This is a genomic window from Lysinibacillus sp. BPa_S21 (genome assembly GCF_023337795.1).
In the GTDB taxonomy this organism is placed as follows: Bacteria; Bacillota; Bacilli; order Bacillales_A; family Planococcaceae; genus Lysinibacillus.
This window is the reverse complement of sequence record NZ_JALIRS010000005.1, coordinates 87,615-111,148: the sequence shown is the minus strand read 5'-3', so window position 1 is coordinate 111,148 and position 23,534 is coordinate 87,615. Positions and strand designations below refer to the sequence as shown.

Here is a 23,534-nt window from a genome sequence, read left to right as displayed (position 1 = left end):
AATATGTGATACAACTGATTCTTGGTTTCTTGACTTTATTGATGTCAACAGCTATTTCTTGGTATGAGGGAAGTGAGATCATAGACAATTCACTGGAATGGAAATATTCCACACCGTTTTCTCGATTATTTAATATTGAGATAGTCAATGGACAGGATATTAGCCAGCTCGATTACTTTGTCTATGCGGCTAAATTTCAACCATTTTTCCCAATGATTATGACAGTAAGTGTTATTTACATTTTTACTGTACTAATTTTTTTCATTTATCAACTAAATCGTCTGTTAGCCATTATCTTGTCAGGAGTTATAAGTTGTGTATTTATGGCTATTAGCGGTATACTTTTCAATTCTTCAACTGTTGGAGGAAACGTATTCTTTTGGATGACAGTTGGCAGTGTATTAATTTTTTTCGGTATTACGATAGGCTTATGGTACAAGAAAAAAATACAATGTTTAAATTACTGTCATCATCATTAATTATTGCAACATAAAGCTTGCGAATCCTAGTACATAAGTATTTGTACAAGGATTCGTTTTTTTATAAAAGCAGTTTTCGAAAAGGTTGTTGCTAGTCAACTAACGAAGCAGGATAGTTTAACAATAATTAGTAATATGTGGTAACCTTGTTTAGGGGGATTTTAATTGTTAATGTTTTTGCAAATTATTTTATCAGTAACAGTTATTTCACTTGCAGGATATGGATTGATTACTGAAGATTTTAAGTTTCAACCATATATGATGTTGTTTTTAGGTTTAATGATGTTGGTAATGGGATTAAGAGAATTTCAAAAGGGACAAAAAGGTTACGGCTGGCTAAGTATAGTTGTATTTATATTTATTATATTTGTAGCAATCAAAAGCTTCTTATTAAAGTAACGGGGACTTGAGTTGAACAATTGTGTTGCTTGAGCAGCCTCATTTCTTATTCGACTAACGGACCAGATTAGTTGAATAAGGGAAAATTACATATATAAATCAAGGGAATATATTGTTACAGGCTTTACTTCAAGATGGGATTCCATAGAGATCCCATCTTTTTCTTAGGTTGATTTCAAAAAGAATTGTTGTTACTCAATTAATAGTCAGAATAGTTAAATGAATATTATGGTTAATTATGGTAAAATTAAGCTAGGGGGGATTGTGGAAAATTAAATTTTGATATTATATTTCTTGATTTTAATATCACCTAACGTTGTTTTCTTTATGTAGTTTAGAAAAGGAATATTAAACCTTATTGTATCGGGCATCATCTCCAGTGATTGGTTTTTCAAATGGTACTTTATTTCTTCAGTTTTTACGATTGGAGTTCTGGGGGAATAGGAAAAGGTTATTGGAAATGATAAAGAATTAAGTTATTTTCTTGTTAAACTAACGGAGTGCGTTAATTAGAGAACATTGAGTTACAGCATCGTTAAATTAAGGGAATTTTGTTAAGGTACGTTAATAAAATAAATCATAAACATCAGGGGGGGTTAGCTTTGTTTGCTACAGTTCTATTTATCTATTTGCCTATTTCCATTTCATTACTAAGTATTTTGGGGTTGTTTTGGGCAATCAAGAACAAGAGAAAGGTATATGTTCCTCCGTTAATTCTTGTAAATCTAAGTATCATAACGCATTTTGTTGGCTTGAAACTAATTAGGGGATTTGAAGGAATGGGAGTAAGTATGCTAGGGGCAATTATACTGGGAATATGCCTTATAATCTTAGTTTTAATATTAATTACAGATTCAATTAATAAAAGAAAACCGCAAAGTTCTATTTGATTGATTAAATATATTCTTATTAAACTAACTGGGTACTTTACTTGAAGATCATTGAGTTACAGGCTGTTTGAAGCGGGTAGGGGTACGAAGGCTAAAAGCATTATGTCCCCCTTCGTAATCAACCTCATTTCCGCCAGGCGCCACTAAGAAAGCAAACAGTCGGAACGAAAATTTGGTGTCCGTATAGAAAAAATGTGAAAGAATGTAATTTGCCCTTTTCAAAATTAACTGAATTATGGTAATATAAATCCAATGACAATGAACGGAGGTGAAAAGGAATGACTAAAAACGCTACGAAAACATGTGTAAAAGTGGATACAGCGATGTATTTTGCACGTGTGATTACTTTCGATTTTGCGAGCAACGGGATAGGTCTGTCCATTTTTAAGCAAAATCAATTATCAAACGTAGCGAATTAACCATTCTTTTTCACGGACTAATGAGGAAAAGACTGCTTGTTAATCGAGCAGTCTTTTTTGTGTCTAAAGATGTTTTTCGTACGTTTCATTGGAGGAAAAAACGATGCAAATTAAGGCTGAACAAATACAAAAAATTATTGGTGGAAATGTTATATTTGAAGGGCTTCAATTAGAAGTAAATACATCGGAGCACGTTGCTATTGTTGGTGTGAATGGTAGTGGGAAAACAACTTTATTACAGTTATTATCTGGTTTGGATACACCAGATAAGGGACGAATCATTAAAAGTAAGGAAGCGTCGATTGGTTATTTACATCAAATTCCACAATATCCTATGTTCTCAGTGAAGGAAGTGCTGGAGGAAGCATTTGCGGAAATTTATGCATTAAAGTCAAAAATGACAAAGCTAGAACAGGAAATGCAGGTAGAGGTTACAGATAAGGTACTTCAGCAATATGGCCATGTGCAAGAACAATTTATGCTGCAAGGTGGCTATGAAATAGATGCACAATTAGCGATGATTGCAAATGGTCTAGGGATCAGCCCGTTGCTTGAGCAGCCTTTTAGTAGCTTAAGTGGTGGGGAGAAAACGAAGGTGATGCTTGGGCAAATCCTTTTAAGTAACCCTTCTATTTTGCTATTAGATGAACCGACGAACCATTTAGATATGCAGGCAATAGAATGGCTTGAAAATTACGTTCGAAACTTTGCTGGAATTGTTATTGTCGTATCTCATGATCGTCATTTTATGAATCAAATGGCTCAAAAAATAATTGAAATTGAAGAGGGAGAGGCATTTACGTATGTTGGCAATTACGATGCATTTGTCGAACAAAAGGAAGCTAAGCTTGAGCAGCAATTTGCCCAATACGAAGAACAGCAAAAGAAAATAAAAAAAATGCAGGAAACAATAAAGCGCTTAAAGCAATGGGCAAATGAAGCGAATCCGCCAAATGCTGGCATGCATCGACGTGCTAAAAGTATGGAAAAAGCACTAGCTCGTATAGAGCGTGTAAAGAAGCCTTCAACGAAAAAACAAATGAATTTAGCCTTAATAATGGCGGAACGTAGTGGTAAAGAGGTTGTGCAAATGAAGGGTATAAGCCATGCATTTGAGAAACCATTATTTAAGGAAAGTAATTTAGCGGTTTATTTTGGAGAAAGACTTGCGATTGTTGGTGGCAATGGCAGTGGAAAATCAACATTATTAAAAATGATGTTAGGGGAAGTTAAACCAAATGAAGGTGTATGTCATGTCGGCAGTAGTGTGAAAATTGGCTATTTATCGCAGCAATTTGAGCATAAAAATCCTACTATTCGTTTAATAGATGCCTTTCGCGAGAGCGTCTCTGTGTCAGAGGCTGAGGCACGTCATATTCTTGCTAAGTTTTTATTTTATGGCTATGACGTCTTTAAAAAAGTAAAGGATTTAAGTGGCGGCGAAAAGATGCGTTTGCGTTTAGCGCAATTAATGCATGAGGATATTAATTTATTAATATTGGATGAGCCAACCAACCATTTAGATATTGAAGCGAGAGAGGTATTAGAGGATACATTGGAGTCCTTTGAAGGAACCATTATTGGCGTCTCACATGACCGTTATTTTTTGCAAAAGATTTTTACAAAAGTTGCATGGATTGAGCATGAAACGATTCAAGTATTTGAAGGTGATTATGAATGGGCAAGGAAAAAACGCTTAGAGGTAGTAAAAGAACCAGTCATAAAAGAAGTACCTGAAAAGTCCTATACTGCTAAAAAGGAAATACCAATTGAAGAACAAATTGAAAAGCTTGAAATGAAATTAAAAGAGCCCACACTTGCCAAGGAGCAACGTCAAAAGCTTGAACAGCAGGTAGAGGATTTATTTGAAAAATGGATGGGGGGAGGAACAGAGCATGCTTAACATTGAGCATATCATGCAGCTAGATATAAATTATATTAAAAGTTTTAGTAGGATGGAAACGTGGCATGAAGGGGTATTATTTTATAATCAGGAAATGCCGACTTATTACGACGCCAATCATGCACATATTTGGAAGAAGATTGCTGAGCCAGATATGTTTTTACAGGAAATTAAGAATTTCTATCAATCAAAATCCCTCATTCCAAGATTGTATTTATACAACTTGGAGGATAATCAGTCATGTATAGAAGCATTAGAGATTCATGGCTTTCGATATGAAAGTTTTACTGATGATGTACAGCTTTGGAATGGTGAACACTCGCAATTACCACATAATCCAGCCATACAAATTGAACGCGTAACAGATGCTAATATGGAGGATGCGTTAGCCGTTGAAATGAGCATTTCGACATTTGGAGAGCCTGCATTAATCAAAAAAGCCTTTGAGGAAACATATCATTCCCCGCATTTTACGTATTATTTATTAAGATTGGATGGCGAAGTTTGCTGTACTGCTAATATTTTTGTCTCGGGAAATCAAGGGAGAGTGGAGAGTGTCGCAACAATTGAAAGCCATCGGGGTAGAGGTTTGATTGGATATATTCTGCAGCATATTCAGCAAGAGTCCGTAAAGCAGGGGTTAAAATTTCTTTGGATTTTGCCTATCAATGAACAGGTTGCCAAGGTCTATGACAAGGCAAATTTCAAATCAGTAGGAACAATAGAATCCATTCATGCTTTTACTGAAGGAAAAAGTATCAATCAAATACGACAAGGTTCCTAATTGGGATGAAAGATAAAAAATTCCGCATACCCAAGAGGGAAAACAATCAAAATTTTTAGGGTAAAAAGATTTTGATTGTTTTCATCGTAGCGTATAGTGTAAGAGGAAGGTTTTGGTGAAAAAGTGATGAAATCTTTTATTTGATTATGTAACTTCCTGAACCGTATCGACTACTCGGAATTTTTTATTTTAATGTTCAAAAGAAGGATTTTTAATCTTTAAAAGTGTTTTACTTGAAAAAATAACGTATTCGATTTATTGTCTTTAGAGATACTTGTTTAATGGACTTGGAGGATATGAAATGCACGGAATTTATATACGCTATAATGTCTCAGAAGAAACCCCAGCAGCACAATGGCCAAAAAAAATGGATGCATTTGCGTATGTTCAACGAGGAAAGCCACAACAAGACAATGACAACTTGCTGTCGATGGAAGAGCTAAAAAGCCATGCAATTCGCTATATTAAAAGCTTAAAAGACAATGCAAGTGATCATTTAGTAGAGCAACGCAATGGTGAGATTGAGCACTTTGATCGACGTTATATGGAATCCTTAAAACTAAAGGAAAGCATCGATTCACAGCTTATTAATCTAGAAGAAATTCGTTTACTTTTACAGTTAATGAATGTATTAAATTTATCACATGGTTTCGGAGAAAATGCTGGTAAGCTACTACGTCAAATTACCCCATATGCAAAAGAGGTAGAGCACCCAACATTCAAAACAACACGTGTTGAGCGACATTTTTATTCAGAATTAATTGAACAAATTGAAGCAGTTTATACGCGAATTATGCGTCACCACAACCCATCAACGACTGAAATGCAGCAGTCAGAAAAGCTATGGACAGCAGTTTGTGAGCAAGCTATTGAAAAGGTAGAATTGCGAATTGAACGCTTGTCTTCAATCAAATTAAAACATGAGAAAAATTTACTAGAGTTTAGTCAATTAAAAAAGCAAAATATCGAGGCAAAAGAACGCTTAGATGTTGCTGTCAATGATCTGGATGCTATTTTAAATGTACTAGAATCTTAAAGGCATTGTTAATGCCTATATAATACGGTTTGAGGTGGGGTTAGCTATGAGCTAGCCCCATTTTTAGCCCCATTTCCAATAGCACGGTCAAATATGTCGATAATCTTATCTTCCATTTCTTTCAATACATGCCCGTATGTTGTATGGATTATTTCTGGCGTATTCCCTAAACGTTCGGCAATGGCTTTCACAGGAATATCATTATTCATCAAAATTGTAGCATGTGTGTGCCGTAAACCGTGTATAGTGGTAGCTGGTAACCCAACTGCTGCTAAAATACGGTTAAAAGTGGCATTTAATCCTGTAGAAGCAAAAGGTTCGATAGTATTAGGTGATATAAAAATAAAGGAATTATCTTTCGTAATATCGTCATGTAATTTCCGACCATGCGACAGCAACAGTGCTTTAACAGCTGTTCGATAACTCTTCAACTGCTGCAAAACAACTTCATCTATTTTTATGGTACGCTCACTATTCTTTGTTTTCGTGGAGTCCACACCGTTACTACCTCTATGACGCTCAATGGTAATCGTTTGATTGGTAAAGTCGATATTCCTCCATTGAAGCCCCAATGCCTCACCTTTACGCATACCCGTATAAGCAATCGTCAAAAATAAACTGTAATAGGCAATATCTTCGTGTTGCCTGATATGATTTAGTAATAAACTTAACTGCTCAGGTGTAAGATAATTTTTATCTGCTTCTTTTCCTCTTAGAGAAGGCAAGACAGTTCCATGGAATTTATTCCGTGTTAGGATTTCTTCTTCTACCGCTGCATTGATAGCAATTTTAAATAAATCGTGAAGTAATCTGACCGTGCTAGGTTTATATTTCTTTTCTAATTCATTAATGTAATGTTTTTGATAGATCGCTTTTGTTAGTTGTTGTAGTTTAAAATGACCGATTAATGGCTTCATTTGTATACGAATAGCCATTTCGCGTTGTTTCTGTGAAGCAATTTTCCATTTTTTTTGATTAGTTTCATACCACATATCTAGCCATTGTCCGACAGTTAGGTTATCATTTTCTATATGTTTAGTTTCACCTCGCAGCGTTGAAGCCTTCAATTCCAGTAGGGATTTCAATGCTGCTTTTTCTGTTTTAAAACCACTTTTCTTTTTCTCTTTCCGTTTTCCGGTAGCATCATAATACTTATGTCGAAACAACCATAATTTTTCTTTATTCGCATTGAAATAGTGATATATTTCAGGTTCTTTTGCTGATTTATATAACTTCACCTTGTCCATTCCTTTCAAGCTTGGCGAGCATGTGTACAGGAATAGGTGAGTAAAATAAAAGTGTCTGGATGATTAAAAGCGTTTTAATGCCTGTAAAGGCGATTTGGTGACTTCGGATAGAAAGGGGATGCTATTATTTGACAACACTAATCAAACTCATACCTTGAAAGAATGAACCGTATCTATTTATCATTATTTATCTTGTTAGTGAAGAAATCATCTAAATAAGCTGTTATAAGTTTTTTGTCGTTATCCGATATTGGGTTCTTCTTATAAAAAATATTAGGCTTATTTATAAAATCGTTTAGTTCTGATTCACCATAAATGTTTTCTTTTTCGGTGTTGATATTATGTTTCATTATAATCTGCTGTAATGAAACTAGGAAATCTTGTAATTTGTCTATGTGGATATATTTAGAATCCAATTTTTCCGTAATAGTCATAATATTGAACGCCTTATTAAATGCTTCTTCTATGTCTTCGTGTTCATATTTAGCATATTCATCAGGTGAATTAGAAAAATAGTCCTGAAAAAACTCCGACTTATCATATCCTTTTAATTCTCTGTAATCAATAACGTCACCAGGATCCATATTCAAAATTAAATTAATTGATTCGAAAATGTCTTTTCTTAAAAATGGTAGGAAATATCCCTTAATATTAGTTAGTTTTGTAAGTAAATGTTTTATTCTATTTTTAAGACCATTTTTCGAGGTAATCACATTATAAACATCCTCATCAATATATTTAGCAAGATACATAAGATGTTCATAATCGACACTATAATAATTTGCTAATTTTTCAAGCACATCTGGATTTGGCTTTCTTTCTTTTTTTGTTCTAGGGTCATACCCTTTTTCTAAGGTATCTAAATAGGTATGACTAATACCACATTTTTCAGCAACTTCTCTTAATGATCTTTCTCCTCTTAACCCCTTTAGGTAATAACCTAGTTCATTGTTCATTAAATAGATCACCTTTTTCATAAGTTAATTTCTTTGATTGTATATCATGGTTGACATCATTGTAAAGTGGGGTTTATAATAAAAATCAAGGAGGTGTAAATCATGATTAACAATATTCTTAAATATGTAAGAGAAGAAAGAGGAATGTCTAAATCTGAATTGTCAAGACGGTCAGGAATTAGCAGAATCACCATAACAAAAATTGAAGCAAATAATACTAATCCTAAAGCGACAACTATCAGTTCCATTTGCAAGGTATTAAATAAAAACCCTTCGGAAATTTTTTTTACACAAGATGTAAATCATGAATTACAAAACTGGGAGGAGCGCGACTTTAATGATTCCCGCACAGGTACAAGTAGATATTGATGAAAAGGCAATCAGAAATTATATCCAGCAGCAATTAGACGAATGTATTCGAGAAAAAATTTTATTTATCGATATTGAGGGATTAGTTAAAATCACTAATTTTAGTAAACGATTTTTAGAAGATGCAGTATTAAGTGATTCGAGAGTTAAAATGCATCAACGTCAAAAATCTAGAAAACGTTTCTGGTTTTATGAACCGACAATTGAAGCAATAAAAGAAATTGTGAACGAATGGTAATCAGATCTGCTTTGGCGAGCATGTGTATAGGAATAAGTGATTTTTCATGTGTAAAACTCAAGGTGGTGAAATAGATGAATGAAGAATATTTAATTGGACGTATAACTGTGTATTTTGGCATTGATATTGTTTCCTTAGTGCACAAAGTACATGGCCGTTTTTCGTACATGGATTTAGTAGAAGGTGATTATATCGAAGTAAAAGAGGATGACAAATTCAAGGTTATTACTATTAAAGATATATTAGATAAAATTGTTGGACACGATTCAAGTCAGGTATGGAATCGTGGTTCATCAATTTATGAAGGTGCTCAAGTTAGGGTGAAGCTAGACCCTCAAGGAAACAAACGAGCAGTTTTAACGGAAAAAAGTCTAAAAATAAATAAAGTAATGTTTGCCCTTAAACAAGGATTCATAACTCATGAGCAAGCTACACAAGCATTTTTGCAGCTTGAATTAGAAAATGATGAATAAAAGAGCACCTGCACAGTTTAAGCAACATAGGCATTGACAAGGTGGTGGTGACGATGTCTGATAATTTCTTTTTTCCAGTTTTCACTGGTCTACTCGAGCCAGAACATGTCGAAAAAATTGGTTCTGCTTTATGGGAGTTTTTGTGGTTAATATCTAAAGTTACAAAAGAAGTTGTCGAGAATGATGAAACTATCGGCATTGTTCTTGGCGGTAGACCTGTTAAAAATATTGAAATGTCCGAATCGTTAGGTTACAGTTTGGCGAAAGTTGAACGGAATATTTCAACTTTAAAAAAACACGGGTATATAACCACAAAACGAACACCCTATGGAAATATTTTTAAAGTGAAAAACTCAAAGAAATTCTATAAAAATAGAACCCTCAAAAATGACGGTTCTGATTGGAGAGAACCCTCAGATTTGGAGAGAGAACCCTCAAATTTGATGGAGAGAACCCTCAGATTTGAGGGATGTAATAAAGATATAAAAGATATAAAAGAAATAAATACTACTCGTCAATCAAAAAAATATGACGAGGACAACACCTATTTCAAAATGGCAATTTACTTTCATGAGAAAGTTTCTACAGTTGCAAATGAAGCTGGAATATCTCATTTAATCAAAAAGTCTAATATGCAAACTTGGGCTGATGATATGCGTAAATTAATCGAGCTTGATGGAGTAGATAAACATCTAGCGAAGAAAGTAATGGATTGGGTAACAGAAGACTCATTTTGGAAAACAAATGTACTATCAGCCAAAAAGCTTCGTGAGAGATTTATGGAATTAGCTATAAAAATGAATACTGATAAAAAACCATCTCAACCAAAACAAAAACCGCAATATGATCCGAGAGATAAAGAAATAGCATTCCAACGATGGATACAAGACGGAAATGATCCAGATAATTTTGATTGGAGTGATTGAAATATAGGTTATCTAAAGTAAGAAGCGAGGATGATACAAATGGAACTATTAAAACACTTAACTATAGCAGAGAAAGTGAAAATTCGTAAAGCTGTTGTAAAAGAATTGGCGCGATATCGAATTTCTAAATTTACAGTAGAGAATCCAGATAATGATAATCTTGCCTTTCACCAAATGATTGAACGAGCTATTGAGAGATTACCAACACCAGAACGCTTTCTAATTGAAGCAAGGTATTTGTCAGCTAATAGTGAATACTTGACAGATTATCATGTCTACAATTTAAAGTTTGATCCACCAATAAGTTCAGTGACTTACACAAAGATTAGAGATACAGCTATGATAAAGATTTCATTGTTTTTAAATCTTGATACAGGTGTGAAAATTGAAGATTTAATTCAAACAAACTATCCGGCTATGTTTAGTTGAAAGGAGGGTGTGCTGCATGAATCAAACTATTATTTCAGAAGCTTTCGGTGAACAATTGGCACTTATTACAGCTAACACACCTTATGCAATTGAAAGTGATTCAGATACTTTTGTTTCAGAACTAGAACATAAAGTAAGGAAGTATATGTATTCATTGTGGATGGATGCCCAGGCCAATAAACTAGCAAACTATTTGGAGAAAAGACAAGCAGCACACTTTGCTCAGCTGTATGAATTTAGTTATGGCGTGTCTATGTATGATAATGATCAATCTCTTTCGAGTAGGGCGGATATTCTATCATTTATGATTATTGACGAGAAAGCATCATATAAGAAACGCTTAGAACGCATACGACTTCAATACAAGCGTTTCGAGGAGATATGCGAACTAATTAGCGTGGAAGATAGAAAGTTGTTTATACGTTATTTTGAGCATTCTCAGAAGGTAGATTATGAAACCTTAAGGAAAGCTGTCATAAATAATCTAACATTAATTGGTGAACGTTATTAGCATGATGAAAAAATGAAAGAGGAACACACTCGTGATTCTCTCAATACTTAAAAGATAATGAGGTGAACTTATGAAAGAACTAAGATGCACCAAATGCGGAAAGCTATTACTTAAAGCGAATAAAGAGTATGAAGTAAGTACAAGTGATTGCGATTTAGAAGTACAATGCACACGCTGTAAAGCAATCAATCATTACAAAGTTAAATAATATTAGAGACTCTCGAAGTCCAGTAGCTGCACAGTGGTGTGTATGTTATTGGATTTTTTATTTTCTATTAAAAATATTATTTTGGAGAGTACCCCCCGGGTATTTGGTGGAAAATCGTTAAATTCCTGTACACCGACTGCCCCCATTTGCTCTAAAAAAATTCCCTAAATGAAAATTTTTAAGGAGGTGAGGAAATTGAATAAACTAGCAAGTTTAAAAAGTATCACATTAAAGGGGTATGTGAATTTAGTCGGCAGACCAAGTGAGGTGCTGCATAGCGAGGAATATGGGGATTTTATTGAAATTATTCTACCAGGTGCATTTGAAAAAGCTTTATTGTTGGCTGAAGATGTGGACTTGGTATTTAATCACAGGGAGTCGCGGAAAATGGGATCCATAAAACAAGGAAATGTTGAATTGTATGAAGATAATTTAGGATTGCGTATTAAATGTACAATAACAGATCAACTAGTTATTAAACAGGCCGAAAATGGCGAACTAAGGGGGTGGTCTTTTGAATTCAAGCCTTATAGACAGCATTGGATCACGGGAAACGACGGTATTAAAAGAAGATTTATTAGGGATTTATCTTTAAAGTCTGTGTCTCTTGCAGGGATGGGACAGACTCCAGCTTACAACGATACATCAGTTGAAATTAGTACTACACATTATAATTCGCTAGATATTATTGGGGAGAAATGGAATTTCTAAAATTGAAAGGGATGAAAGCAATATGAATTTAGAACAATTAAACTCTAAAACTATTAACAAAATTAATTTATACATCGAAAATAAGAAAAAATTAGCACTTAAACTTAACGAAAAGCGTAATGAAGTTAATGATTTACAGGTGGAATATGAACTTGAAGAACAGGCATACCTCGCTAATTTAAATGAGGGCGCTCTTAGTCGAATGAAAGAAATAAAACATGACATTTCTGGATTAGAAATCGAAATTAGAGGAATAAAAGTCATATTAGATAAAAACAGCAAAGCGAAATTTACTTTATCGGATGATGATCGACAAGAGTTATCCAAATCGTTTTCAAAAGTAAGTGAAAAAAGAGACAAACTTTTTAATGATTTTTTGAAGAAAAAAGGTGAAGTAATTGCAGCATATAACAAACTCAAAGAAGAGCATGAAGATGTTAATGATTTATTTTTAGACATTATTACTCTAGTGGAAGATAATCTGGAAAGAGCAGAATATCGTCAAACAAAAGCAGCACTTTCAAATATTCAAAATGGGGACATCATCCAAGAAGTGAAGGATATGTTTGAACAGTGTTCCACAATTAAATCCAATCCTGACTGGATCTTATAGATGTAATAATTACATTTTGGAAGGTGGTGTAAAACATGAAATTAAGAGCGTTGCAAAGTTTTAGTGGTGCTATGGGTAGTTTCCATAAGGGACAAGTTTTTGAGATTCAAGACCTTAATTTTGCCCAGAATCTAATCAGTTCTGGTTATGCGGTAGAGGTTGAGTATTGTCCATCTTGTGGAAGTACCATAGATAAATAGTTAATCTACCCAAAATAAAAGTACAAGATAAAAAACACTTACTTCGGTAGGTGTTTTTATTTTCTTATCGAAAAATCTAACTTATTTTCATTCATTGTTTTACTTTTCCAATAGTGACATATTATACAGTTTGTTTTAAGATAAAAGTGGAGATTTATTACAACAAATATGTATGATTAATGTGCTATTAGGGGGTGCGATAATTGTTTTTACCTACAATTTATTGGCAAGACGGTAAGAGAACAAAACAATATCTAGAAATGTTAGTTGATGATTTAATGACAGAGTACAATGTAACACAACAAACTAGTAATCAAGGCTCAATGGAGTTAGGCGGGAACGCTGGTAAAATACTAGCAAAATACCGTAGAGACAATGGCAGTCAGCATCAAATTGAGGGTCAGATTAAAAAGTCAGATGCTGCCCTATTTAAAGATTTATACACTATTTTAGATAGTCAAAATATGATTCAAACGTTAGTTGGCTTTGATGATGATATTTGGAATCAATTGAAGATGGGTGAGTTTTTGCTGATCACAGGAGAATTTAAACAATCTCCAGCCGAATTAGTTTTATCCTCCATGTTTGATGTTGTTGAACAATTTAAAGGATTTTTTGAAGTGGCTAGCACTCAAGACCAGATTCAAAAAATAGAATTAGCATCAAACATTTTTAAATATAAGAAAGTCACTATGCTAATAGAACCTTATATTGAAGGGGATCATAAATTCTTTACATCGTTAGACTCAAATAATTTCGTTGAAGATAAGTATGATCTTGAGGGTGAGTTTACTATCTTAGCGAAAATAAAAAGGGTATATCAACCACATCAAAAAGTAGATTTAATGAAATTATTACCTGGTAAGTTAAGTATGAAGAAGGAGCAATTACTGACGATTCTCCCTACTCTAGATAATGAAAATTTATCTTTTGATGTTGGTGAAATTAATGAAGAGTCATTTGAAATAAAAGGTCCTGCAATTGAATTAACTCCAATAGCAATCTATCAAGAATAATTATCTTAAAGATATCAGATATACATTAAATACTTGTACAGACAAATGTAAATAATACGTAAGAAGTCACATATCAACAAGGTGTGGCTTTTTATTATATACGATTGTTGTGGGTTATATAGAAAAAATGTTAATGACTTACATATTTCTGTAGAGCATAATAGAGTATAGGAAGGTGATAATATATGGGGAATCCATTAAAACAATTAGCGCGGGATACTGTAATACTAAAAAAACAAAATGGTAAGGTTTACTCTGACATTAAGGCAAATGTACAAAAGAACAAAATATTCATTCATGATAATACCTTACCAATTGAAGAAGGGGATCGTTTAGTACGAACGCTTTCTAATGGACTCGAAGAAAGTTATATCGTTGTAGACAGAGGGTATTACGAGAAATTTCATTCTATAGATGCCCACTACCAATGTGATGTCCAAAAAGAATCGTCTATGCAATATAAAGAATGGGCTTCAAGCATAACAAATCACTTTTATGGAGCTAACTCAAGGGTAAATATAGGATCTACAGATAATTCTTCAAATATTGTTAACATAAATAAGGATAATATATTTGATGAATTAAGGGCAGTTATTAATGAAAATATTTTATCTAAAAGTGATTCGATAATTCTTTTAGATTTAGTAAATAACATGGAAGAAACAAGAGGAACTCCATCTTTTATTGATAAATATAAAAATTTTATGGAATCTGCAGCAAATCATATGTCAGTGTTTTCACCATTACTCCCTGCTTTGGCACAAGTACTGGCTTAGTGGTTTGTAGGTAATATTTTATTTTCTAAAGCTTACTTAATTAAGTAGGCTTTTTATTATGCATTGTGTAGGACAATAATTTCCTTTCCTCAGGGAGGGAAATATAAAGAACTGAGAGTTTCTAGCTTTAAGGACTGTGTTCGTAGGGGCATTTAGTAGACTGTAGAGCGTTAAGTAATAAGACGACTAAATTATAAACTGTGAAGGATAAAGCGCGTCGAGGGCGTTCTGTGCCGTTTTACAACTGGTTAAATGAACGTTCGTTCAGAAATGTGTAATAGATCTAATATTGATAATTGAATGAATTAAAAAACAGCACTTCAGTTTTGTATAACAATGAAAATATTATTAATGTTACAATAGTTAGTAATAAAAGGGGGATTGTGGAATGAGTGCGGAGATGGACACAATTTACGACAAACATATTGCTGAGGAAAAACTAAAGCAAGGTACAAAGTATGAAAAACTTGCAGCAATAGTTTTTAAAATACTAAACCAAAATGATGTTGTTGTTCATGATTTAACACTTCGTGGAGATGGTAAGAAAACAGGACATCAAATAGATGTTACAGTTCAAAATGTAGGATCAAAAGTATTAAAGCGAATTCTAATTGAATGTAAGGACTATGATTCAAAAGTTGGTATAAGCATAGTAAGAGATTTCTTTGGAGCTGTTTCACAAATTAAACCTGATACAGCTTTCGTTGTTACTACTGAAGGATATACAAGGGGTGCAAGAACTTTTGCAGAAGATGAAGGCATAAAATTAGCTATCCTTAGAGGATTCAAAGAAGATGATTGGGAAGGTAGAATAAAAACAATCCATATAGAAATAACAGCAACCTTTATGAATCAACCTAAATTAACTTGGGTAGCAGCCAATGAACAAGAAAGAGAAAATTTTTTAGCCAAGGTTAATCCTGAAGAAATTAATACAACTCAAAATACAAGTACAAGAGAAACATACTTTTATGATCGAGCGGGGAATCCTCAAGAGAATCTACAAACGGTTTTAGAGCCAATATTCAATAGTCTACCTAGGAATCCGGATTCTCCAACTATGGGTCGTCATGAATTCGATGATATTAAATATGTTAGCATGGCAGGGGTATTTCTAGGAGTCAAAGGGTTTGATTATGAATTTACAAGCAGTCAAAGTGTAATGAATAGCGTCGTTGATCATGGGAGAAAAATAGCCTTATTGGTATTTAAAGTTCTTGATGATGAATTCGACAAAATTATTTTTGACCAAGACTTAGATAAATGGACTTTTAATGATAATGGTGAAGTGATTTCAAAGTAATTAGTTATAAACTAATAAAGAGTTTTGTTAAATAATAGCATATAAAAAGACCACTCATTGGTCTTTGATTTGTGATATTTTACCTTTCTATTATGATAGATGATAAGGGAGATGTAGAAAATGGAAGAATGGATGGAAAACTTGTATAAAAGTGCTTATGAAAAAAGTTTTGAGATAAGAACAGGAAGTGAAAAAGGATTAATTCTCTATTTTAAAAAAATGTTCTTAGATTTATGTAACCCTATACTAAATATTAACCCTATTTTTGTTTCGGCAATACCAAATGATTTACCGTCACAATATCGAATCGGTAAAAAAGCTATTAAAATTGAAACTATAGGAAATGAACTTGTATTTAAAAATGATGATGAGCTTGAAAATATTTTATTAAAAGTTCAATTTGAAGATGAAAAAGCTTATGTATTTGATATTATGCGCCGTCAATTAGTAGAAGAAGATTTGAAATTGTTGTTAAAAAATAGTTTTGAAGATAGTTTTTAATAATTTATGATTTAGTCACATCTAACCAGGTGTGGCTTTTTATAATGACAAAAACCAAGGTACTAGTAGCCCTGGTCTTTTCTCGTTTTTCAAGTATTAATTTAATACACAGGTTTTTTACTAAAATTTTTCTGAAATAAACTGTCCAATTGTTAATAGTGAACTAATCGAACCTAATGAGTTTAATAAGAAACTATGAAGTAATTTAGCCTTACCTTTATCTTTAGTTTGAATAGCCGTTTGTAATTCCTGTGCGTTGTAATTTGCTTGCTGCTTTTCATATGGACTAATTGAACTGTTTTCTATAATTTTGAATAGTTCTTCAAAAACTTCACTGAGAGAGTCGTTAACAGTTATAATTTTGTTTTGTTTTACATTATCACCTAAAAGATTAACATTGTCTCCAAATGATGAATCTGTAATATTTCCAAATTTTTTTGACATTAAATTTACCTCCTTGTTTCCTTGTAAAAGAAATACATTTTCAACCTCAAATACAGACTTTTTATTCTGGGAATTATCCCCTATTATTTTCTTTTCTATATCGGAAGGCATTAGGTCTGTGTATTCTTTCAAATCTATATGGAATTTTGATTCAATAAAAGAAATCGAGTGTGTTTCTAATAAGTTCATGTAGTTAGCTACATCTAAAAAATCATGATCTCTAAAGCAATTATTATAATAAAAAGTCATATCGGCTGTATCTGAAATGGTCCATTCTTCTTCGTTATATACCAAATTTTCTCTAGTTAAATGTTCAAAAAATAAACTTACATTATTTTCTTGTTTGTAATCTTCTTCAATTTCCCCGGCCCAATTTAATATTCCGTATAGTGCATGCTCGTGTAGTGGAGATAAATCTCTTTCGAAGTGATCTCGACTCCATAATTCAATATTCCTAGCGGCAGAATCACATGTTTCTTTTTTAGTGTAGTATACTGTTTCTGGAAATAAATCAGAAAAATCATCTCCTGAATCTCTTTTAACTATGAAATAGTGTTTAATAATCGATGCAAGAGTATCTCTAGCTACTGCTTTTACATCTGGTTTTACATCATGATATATTGGTAACATTCCATGCTCCTCTCAAACCTAATCTATTATATTTAATTTATATTATAGTTTCTTCCAACTCCTATTTTAGGGAATTATGTAATGGAAGTACATATAAAATAGACAATTGTAATTAGTTATCGATTTTCCACATTGTATTAAATGTCTCAACGCATTGTCCTACCGTTGAATTGCTGAAAACCATTGTGGGAGTAAGCATGAATTGGTGAAATTTGAAATTTAATCATTTATTCTTTTAATCTTTTAAAACATGCTCTTAATAATTAATATATTATAATCAAGCAGCTACAGAAATGTGGTTGCTTTTTATATTGGCCAAAAGAAAAACACTTTCAGCTGCATGATGAGCCGAGAGTGTTTTTTTGTTGTGTGGATGTTAAATTTTATCGTCGTTCTCCAAAATAAAGTTTATTTCGTATTTTATACCCAACACTTCACAATATTTTTTTAAATCATCCTCACTTAAATTATCTTTCGCTAACTTACTGTGTAAATTTTGGCGAGTAGTGCCTAATAAATCCGCAAATTCTTTTACTGTCATATCCTTGCGTTTAAGAATAACTTTCAATTTTTCTGTTGCAGTTAACATTTATAATTCCCCTTTCTATCTCAATGAGAGTATAACAAATGTTGGACAAAAGAAAAATAAAATATAGATTAGTAAAATTAATATTTGACAAAAGTAAAGTTTTTGTTTTACTATATTGTCAAAGAACAGCAAAACAAAAGACCAACAAAGGTTAGTCGGTGAATGGACAAGAAATATCTGACATTCAGAAAGGGGGGATATCAATGTGTGGACGTGGCCAATCAAAAACAACCCAACAACGTAATGAGTACATTCAAATGAAGATGAAACAACACGATGCAATTAAAGATGTCCGTAGGTATCAGAATCGGTTGAAGTGGATTATGAGATATCATCGTCTACTTACAGAATTAGAAGTAAAACAGATGCGTGAAATTTTACGTAAGGTATTTAAGTAGAGGAATACCGGTGATAGAAAGTGAGGTGAGAACAATGGCAGCGTTTGAATATTTAGCACAATATGAAACATTCAATTCAGTAAAGGAAATGGATCAGCACGTAGAGCAACATATCCAGCGACATTTCTACAATTTAACAGAATCAGAACGTGCCATTGTTTATAAGCTTGCTAGTCACAGCTTAGAGTATCCAGGGGCATGTCACTTAAAGGCTGCAACTATTGCTACATCATTGGAGATCAGTACAAAGACGGTTTATCGTACTATTTCAAAGCTCGAATCACTAGGGATTATTAAGAAACAGATCACAACGAAGGAAAAAGGCGGTCGTGGTGCAAACATCTATATTATTTTGTCGTATCAATTAGAAGAGTGTGGAAGCACTGACAAACCTTTTGAGCGAGAGACGGTTCAAAGTGAGTTTGTTCCATTACAAGAAGCTTTTAACCAAGCTAATACAGAAAAAGAGGCATGCAAAGAGTTTATGAAAGATTATCAGGTGATGCTGTATGAATTTATGCATTCATTACCTATTCCAGATAACTTTAAGGATGATCTGCATAAAGTGGTGCTAGCATCTAATGTAAGTAACATTCAGGAATTTATATTGGCCAAAAACATCATTTTTAAAATGGCTAACGATATTAAAGAAGGGGTGCTGACGGTTACTAAATCATTACGTGCCATATTCGTAGGGGCTCATAAGAAGGCATTGCAACGTAAAGATAAGCATCCAACAACAAACACCTCATATATGAAGAAAAAGCCTGAAAACGTACGTCCAGTACCTTTCTACAATTGGCTATCAGAACGTAATGGGCCAACATACATATTTTAATAAGAAAGGAAGTGAATGCGAATGAAAGTAACGGTTAAAGAATGGCGTATCATGTCTGATCGTAACAAACAATTACTTTTAAATGCAGTCGCAACTAAATAAAACATAGACGAAAAAGGAGAATGAAAACATGCAGCAACAAACACAACACTTATTAGAAACAGTAGTACTCGAAAATAGTAACGATGCTGTGGGGTTATCTGTACAAATGATTCAATTAAAAACTGTACAGAACGCAATTGCACAATTAATGGTCGAAATTGATGAAATAACGGAAAAAGGTTGGCATGAGGATCCTGGCATGGCGTATTTATCCATCTTAAAAATTCAAGATACTGTGCGTTTAATTGATATGGCTTTCTTTCCGTTATTCAAAGAAATATCAGAAGAAGTCAATGCCATTAACATGCATGCACAAGAATTGTATGAAACAGTAATTAAAAATGAGGCTCAACAAGAAGCAACATTGTCAAATTGTTAATTAGATCAAGGGCATCCACATAGGGTGGGTGCTTATTATGCTAAAAGGATGTCTTTAATCATCATTAGTTTGATGTATTCAAATAATCATGTAAAGTCTTCATATTAAATGACTTGAAATTTCCACGAAAATGAAAAATCCAATATAATTAAATAATAGAATATAGTAGAGTATCATTAGAAAAATAAGGAGAATATCATGAATAATTTTATAGAATTATTGAAAGTAGCAAAAAATCCGAAATATTTAGCACTGACATTAATGATTTTAACATTGGGCGGCAGTATTAATTTTTTCTATAAGTTTGTAAAGCTAGAGTCGTTTCAAATGATTATTGAAATAATAATGTCAAACTGGCTTTATATACTTTATGCTGTTGTTTTTACATTAGCTAATATCTTTGTTCTGCTATATTCAGATAAAAAATCTCAAGAAAAAATAGATGAATATAATAGTCAAGAAGAATCCCATATAGTTAACGTTGACAATTTAATAAGTGGTCATATAAAAATTAGCCAAAAATATTATGTTGGAAGAGAATTACTTATAAAATTAAATAACATTTCTAATGAAAAAATTTTAAAGATGAATGGCTTTATTTCCCTGTATAAGGGACAGGTGAGAGTAAAGAAACTTCAATTTGATATTAACATGCTTAAAGCTGGATATTCTGAATGTATTTATCAATCTGTTAATGAGGTAGAAATACTCAGATTTGAAGATTTTGATATCTATATAAATGAGATGGTAACTGAAAATGAGTCAATTAGTGAAATACATAAGATGGGTCCGAGATTTGCAAGAATCCCCTTTGTCTTGAATTATGATAAGTATTATGACAAAAAACTTTTTGGAATTAAAACAAGGTTTAACTTGGTTTGGATTAAAGAAAAAACACGAAAAGTTTATCTATATATAAGGTTCAAATACAGTAAAAAAAATTATGGAAAGCAAAAGCAATCTGAAATAATAATATCTTTTATTGGAAGAGGCTGTTTGTTTATAGTTGTTTACACCACTTTATTTTTGGTTTTCCTTATAACTGTTTTTGTAATGATAAAGATACTTTATATGTTTTGGGATTTGGTACCACTCTTTTGGGATCTTATTAAAGAGGATATAAACAATTGATTTTTATTCTAGTGATTTATGCGAAAGTTTTTTGTGCTAAAAAAAAGGACTGGTGTATTATTCCCAATCCACTCACACATTCCTGTACACACGCTCGCCGTATTTTATTAGCCCCAAACTAGCCCCACTTAGCCCCAAAACAATTCAATTGTATGCATTATTTTGCTTATTGTTAAATTACACAAATATCACAAAAGTATTGATATAACAATGTTTATAGATGTTTTTAGATATTACATGCATTCAATCCACATTAAATGTACTAGAATCCTAAAGGCTTTGTTAATGCCTATATAAAAGTGGGGTTAGCGATGAACTAGCCCCATTTTCAAGCGTGTAAAAAAATATGTAGTCACAAGCTTACACCAAATAACTCAAAGTAGACTAAGTTAAAAACTAAATCGAAAAGACATACTTCAATTGCCAAAAGGTCCTGTACCCCTAAAGTTAGGGTCAAAAATCTAACTTTAGGGGTCACTACCAAATGACAATAGGAGGTATGTCTTTTTTTTTTTTGCAGAAAGCTGCCTGTTTTATAGTACTCTAGAGCCCCGAAGTCATACAGATTGTCCCGGTTTTTATACCAGTTGGACCGTTGAACCCTGGAATTGTATCGATTACTGTATTTGTTGCTATATCTATGACAGACACAGTATTGTCAAGCTGATTTGTAACATAAGCAAGTGTTCCATCTGGCAAGATGGTTACTTGGTCAGGAGATAATCCTACAGGGATTGTAGCAATGACCGTATTTGTTGCTGTATTAATGACAGATACAGTATTAGAACCTTTATTGACAATGTAAACAAGTGTTCCATCTGGTGTAATGGCTGTTCCAACAGGTCCTATTCCAACCGGTATTGTCGCAACTACCGTATTTGTTGCTACATTAATGACAGATACAGTGTTACTACTTTCATTCGTAACGTAAGCAAATTGTCCGTTCGGTGTGAAAACGATTGATCTAGGGCGAATTCCTACAGGGATTGTAGCAACCACCGTATTTGTTGCTGTATTAATGACCGATACGGCATTTGAGTTTTCGTCTGCAACATAAGCAAATGCACCATTTGGAGTAAACGCTATACCTTGAGGTTGGAGCCCTACTGGAATAGTAGCGATTACGGTATTTGTAGCTGTACTTATGACAGATACCGTATTATCTCCAATTCCAGGTCCATGATTTGATACATAAGCAAGTGTTCCATCTGGTGAAATCGCTACACCAAGAGGATTAGCTCCTACTGGAATGGTAGCGACTACTGTATTTGTTGTAGTATCAAAAACTGTTACATTATTCGAGAAGAAAGCTGGAACATAGCCAAATGCACCATTTGGAGTAATTGCCACTTCTAGAGGAGCCGTTCCTACTGGAATGGTAGCGACTATCGTATTTGTCGCTGTATCAATGACTGATACCCTATTATCAGGAGTAGCTAGCTGACCAGCGTCTGTCACATACACTAAATAATGACAAACTGGGATTGGTGGTACAGGAATAAATGGTGGCTTACATTTACAACGACAACAAGGATGGCAACAATGACATCGGCAACTTGGATTTGATTTAAACTTGAACTTGAACCTTATTAAATTATTATTTTCTTTCTTCACAATGCACACCCTTCCTATAATATTTTGAAACTAATACATTGATACTATATGCAAATAGAATTATGTTGCTTATACGTTTTACCTGAAACAAGTTCTGAATTGTATAGGGTGGTTGTTGATATTTGATATTATTTCCAAGCATTGTTTGATTTCTAACTATAGTGTTTGTGGGTGATTCATGTCAAAACCTGTCCCTGACTCAATTTGCTAAGGAACTGTACCAAAGCGAAGCTACAAAGCTTTCGGTTGGAAAGGAAATTAATGTTGATAGGGATACATGTATGAGCGGTAAGCCACATGCAAGATGTCCTAAATTGCTATTATCTTTTTGGTATAATCTGGTTCGGTTTCCGGAGGACATTGATACTATAAGAGATTAACTATTTCAAAATCTAGCGACAGAAAATTGAGAAAACGCTAAAGATTACGAAACTTTTTGTGGGCTGCATCCGTATAGTAGGTAATACATTGAAAAGGGGTGAACAACTTGACGCTATTTGGCTATTCACTCGAGCACATCTTTTTAGTGGGATTAATATTTGGGGGGCTTGCTACTCTTTTATTCACGCTTTTTAGTGATGCTGTCGAGGGCATTGGAGAGGGGCTACCGATTTTTAATCCAAGTGTCATTCTATCTTTCATTACATTGATGTCAGCAACAGGGTTTATATTAGAGAAATTAGCCTTCTTCCCTAGCGTTTGGAATATTGTTGCTGCTTGTATCATCGGAGCTATTTTAAGTGCCCTATTTTATTTATTTGTTCTTGTTCCACTACGATCGGCCGATGTTTCTTTAGCTTATACGGAAGAATCGCTTGGTGGCCAGCTAGGAAAGGTTATTGTCCCAATCCCGACAGATGGTTTTGGAGAGGTAGTTATTGAAACGACTAGCGGTATGATATCGAAGCGAGCGACAGGTTATGACAATGAGGCTATCGATTACGATTCGACGGTACTTGTTGTAGAAGTAAAGGAAGGAACACTGTTTGTGAGATCTTATGATAAAAAATTTATCTAAAGGA

General features: G+C 33.4%; 29 protein-coding genes and 1 pseudogene. 25 read left to right on the top strand and 5 right to left on the bottom strand.

Features of this window, described 5'->3' with window-relative positions:
* The first annotated feature begins 5 nt into the window (after positions 1–5).
* The 6 genes from MOK21_RS12050 to MOK21_RS12025 all read left to right on the top strand — a co-directional run bounded on the left by MOK21_RS12050 (position 6) and on the right by MOK21_RS12025 (position 5,910).
* Entirely contained in the window at positions 6–479 is a 474-nt protein-coding gene (locus MOK21_RS12050; protein ID WP_249074215.1) for a YjdJ family protein, read from the top strand.
* A 165-nt stretch (positions 480–644) separates the two neighbouring features.
* Complete coding sequence (locus MOK21_RS12045; RefSeq protein WP_249074213.1) at positions 645–878, top strand: DUF3953 domain-containing protein; 234 nt, start codon at positions 645–647, stop codon at positions 876–878.
* 1,168 nt (positions 879–2,046) lie between these two features.
* A complete protein-coding gene (locus tag MOK21_RS12040; RefSeq protein WP_249074211.1) occupies positions 2,047–2,187 on the top strand; it encodes an RAxF-45 family protein in 141 nt (46 codons plus the stop codon).
* A gap of 103 nt (positions 2,188–2,290) precedes the next feature.
* Positions 2,291–4,090 (top strand): ribosomal protection-like ABC-F family protein, encoded by a 1,800-nt coding sequence (gene abc-f / locus MOK21_RS12035; RefSeq protein ID WP_249074210.1) that lies wholly within the window; start codon positions 2,291–2,293, stop codon positions 4,088–4,090.
* On the top strand, positions 4,083–4,874 hold the full coding sequence (locus MOK21_RS12030) for a GNAT family N-acetyltransferase (RefSeq protein ID WP_249074209.1): 792 nt from the start codon (positions 4,083–4,085) through the stop codon (positions 4,872–4,874). The genes abc-f and MOK21_RS12030 overlap by 8 nt, the downstream gene beginning before the upstream one ends.
* 301 nt (positions 4,875–5,175) lie before the next feature.
* On the top strand, positions 5,176–5,910 hold the full coding sequence (locus MOK21_RS12025) for a hypothetical protein (protein ID WP_249074208.1): 735 nt from the start codon (positions 5,176–5,178) through the stop codon (positions 5,908–5,910).
* A gap of 44 nt (positions 5,911–5,954) precedes the next feature.
* On the opposite strand, the gene MOK21_RS12020 is transcribed toward MOK21_RS12025, so the two are convergent.
* Together MOK21_RS12020 and MOK21_RS12015 are read right to left on the bottom strand one after the other, a co-directional pair.
* Positions 5,955–7,148, bottom strand: a complete 1,194-nt coding sequence (locus tag MOK21_RS12020; protein WP_483869392.1) for a site-specific integrase — start codon at positions 7,146–7,148, stop codon at positions 5,955–5,957.
* Between the two features lie 182 nt (positions 7,149–7,330).
* On the bottom strand, positions 7,331–8,113 hold the full coding sequence (locus tag MOK21_RS12015; protein WP_249074205.1) for a helix-turn-helix domain-containing protein: 783 nt from the start codon (positions 8,111–8,113) through the stop codon (positions 7,331–7,333).
* Positions 8,114–8,215: 102 nt separating this feature from the next.
* Between MOK21_RS12015 and MOK21_RS12010 the strand changes: the two genes are divergently transcribed.
* The 14 genes from MOK21_RS12010 (at position 8,216) to MOK21_RS11950 (ending at position 16,387) form a co-directional block, all read left to right on the top strand.
* Positions 8,216–8,482, top strand: a complete 267-nt coding sequence (locus MOK21_RS12010) for a helix-turn-helix transcriptional regulator (RefSeq protein ID WP_249074204.1) — start codon at positions 8,216–8,218, stop codon at positions 8,480–8,482.
* Positions 8,451–8,720: a hypothetical protein gene (locus MOK21_RS12005; protein WP_249074202.1), complete on the top strand. Its 270-nt coding sequence runs from the start codon at positions 8,451–8,453 to the stop codon at positions 8,718–8,720. The genes MOK21_RS12010 and MOK21_RS12005 overlap by 32 nt, the downstream gene beginning before the upstream one ends.
* Positions 8,721–8,794: 74 nt before the next feature.
* Positions 8,795–9,193 carry a hypothetical protein gene (locus MOK21_RS12000; RefSeq protein WP_249074201.1) on the top strand — a complete coding sequence of 133 codons (399 nt, stop codon included), beginning with the start codon at positions 8,795–8,797 and terminating at the stop codon, positions 9,191–9,193.
* A 53-nt stretch (positions 9,194–9,246) separates the two neighbouring features.
* Positions 9,247–10,119 carry a hypothetical protein gene (locus MOK21_RS11995; RefSeq protein ID WP_249074200.1) on the top strand — a complete coding sequence of 291 codons (873 nt, stop codon included), beginning with the start codon at positions 9,247–9,249 and terminating at the stop codon, positions 10,117–10,119.
* Positions 10,120–10,158: 39 nt separating this feature from the next.
* Entirely contained in the window at positions 10,159–10,548 is a 390-nt protein-coding gene (locus tag MOK21_RS11990) for a hypothetical protein (protein WP_249074199.1), read from the top strand.
* A 16-nt stretch (positions 10,549–10,564) separates the two neighbouring features.
* Positions 10,565–11,059, top strand: a complete 495-nt coding sequence (locus tag MOK21_RS11985; protein WP_249074197.1) for a hypothetical protein — start codon at positions 10,565–10,567, stop codon at positions 11,057–11,059.
* Positions 11,060–11,129: 70 nt separating this feature from the next.
* On the top strand, positions 11,130–11,267 hold the full coding sequence (locus tag MOK21_RS23990; RefSeq protein ID WP_140423013.1) for a Com family DNA-binding transcriptional regulator: 138 nt from the start codon (positions 11,130–11,132) through the stop codon (positions 11,265–11,267).
* Between the two features lie 195 nt (positions 11,268–11,462).
* Positions 11,463–11,978, top strand: a complete 516-nt coding sequence (locus MOK21_RS11980; protein WP_249074195.1) for an HK97 family phage prohead protease — start codon at positions 11,463–11,465, stop codon at positions 11,976–11,978.
* 22 nt (positions 11,979–12,000) lie between these two features.
* A complete protein-coding gene (locus tag MOK21_RS11975; protein ID WP_249074193.1) occupies positions 12,001–12,591 on the top strand; it encodes a hypothetical protein in 591 nt (196 codons plus the stop codon).
* A gap of 35 nt (positions 12,592–12,626) precedes the next feature.
* The gene (locus MOK21_RS11970; protein WP_249074191.1) at positions 12,627–12,791 is read left to right on the top strand and encodes a TFIIB-type zinc ribbon-containing protein; all 165 of its coding nucleotides are present in this window, start codon (positions 12,627–12,629) and stop codon (positions 12,789–12,791) included.
* 203 nt (positions 12,792–12,994) lie between these two features.
* The gene (locus MOK21_RS11965; protein ID WP_249074190.1) at positions 12,995–13,807 is read left to right on the top strand and encodes a DUF6414 family protein; all 813 of its coding nucleotides are present in this window, start codon (positions 12,995–12,997) and stop codon (positions 13,805–13,807) included.
* 185 nt (positions 13,808–13,992) lie between these two features.
* A complete protein-coding gene (locus MOK21_RS11960; protein ID WP_249074189.1) occupies positions 13,993–14,583 on the top strand; it encodes a hypothetical protein in 591 nt (196 codons plus the stop codon).
* A gap of 388 nt (positions 14,584–14,971) precedes the next feature.
* A complete protein-coding gene (locus MOK21_RS11955) occupies positions 14,972–15,886 on the top strand; it encodes a restriction endonuclease (RefSeq protein WP_249074187.1) in 915 nt (304 codons plus the stop codon).
* A gap of 120 nt (positions 15,887–16,006) precedes the next feature.
* Positions 16,007–16,387 (top strand): hypothetical protein, encoded by a 381-nt coding sequence (locus MOK21_RS11950; protein ID WP_249074186.1) that lies wholly within the window; start codon positions 16,007–16,009, stop codon positions 16,385–16,387.
* 120 nt (positions 16,388–16,507) lie between these two features.
* Here MOK21_RS11950 and MOK21_RS11945 read toward each other — a convergent pair whose 3' ends face one another.
* A complete protein-coding gene (locus MOK21_RS11945) occupies positions 16,508–17,461 on the bottom strand; it encodes a hypothetical protein (protein WP_249074184.1) in 954 nt (317 codons plus the stop codon).
* Between the two features lie 376 nt (positions 17,462–17,837).
* Entirely contained in the window at positions 17,838–18,050 is a 213-nt protein-coding gene (locus tag MOK21_RS11940; protein ID WP_249074182.1) for a helix-turn-helix domain-containing protein, read from the bottom strand.
* 203 nt (positions 18,051–18,253) lie between these two features.
* Here MOK21_RS11940 and MOK21_RS11935 point away from each other — a divergent pair, with 203 nt between their 5' ends.
* The 4 genes from MOK21_RS11935 (at position 18,254) to MOK21_RS11920 (ending at position 20,898) form a co-directional block, all read left to right on the top strand.
* Positions 18,254–18,448 (top strand): hypothetical protein, encoded by a 195-nt coding sequence (locus MOK21_RS11935; RefSeq protein ID WP_249074180.1) that lies wholly within the window; start codon positions 18,254–18,256, stop codon positions 18,446–18,448.
* 10 nt (positions 18,449–18,458) lie between these two features.
* Complete coding sequence (locus MOK21_RS11930; RefSeq protein ID WP_249074179.1) at positions 18,459–19,286, top strand: helix-turn-helix domain-containing protein; 828 nt, start codon at positions 18,459–18,461, stop codon at positions 19,284–19,286.
* Between the two features lie 130 nt (positions 19,287–19,416).
* Positions 19,417–19,767 (top strand): hypothetical protein, encoded by a 351-nt coding sequence (locus MOK21_RS11925; protein WP_249074178.1) that lies wholly within the window; start codon positions 19,417–19,419, stop codon positions 19,765–19,767.
* 198 nt (positions 19,768–19,965) lie between these two features.
* The gene (locus MOK21_RS11920) at positions 19,966–20,898 is read left to right on the top strand and encodes a hypothetical protein (protein WP_249074177.1); all 933 of its coding nucleotides are present in this window, start codon (positions 19,966–19,968) and stop codon (positions 20,896–20,898) included.
* Between the two features lie 543 nt (positions 20,899–21,441).
* Here the strand turns inward: MOK21_RS11920 and MOK21_RS11915 are convergent.
* Positions 21,442–22,431 (bottom strand): annotated as a pseudogene (locus MOK21_RS11915) (beta-propeller fold lactonase family protein); the annotation flags it as partial.
* Positions 22,432–22,999: 568 nt separating this feature from the next.
* On the opposite strand from MOK21_RS11915, the gene MOK21_RS11910 reads away from it, so the two are divergent.
* A complete protein-coding gene (locus MOK21_RS11910) occupies positions 23,000–23,530 on the top strand; it encodes an NfeD family membrane protein (RefSeq protein WP_249074176.1) in 531 nt (176 codons plus the stop codon).
* Positions 23,531–23,534 lie beyond the last annotated feature (4 nt).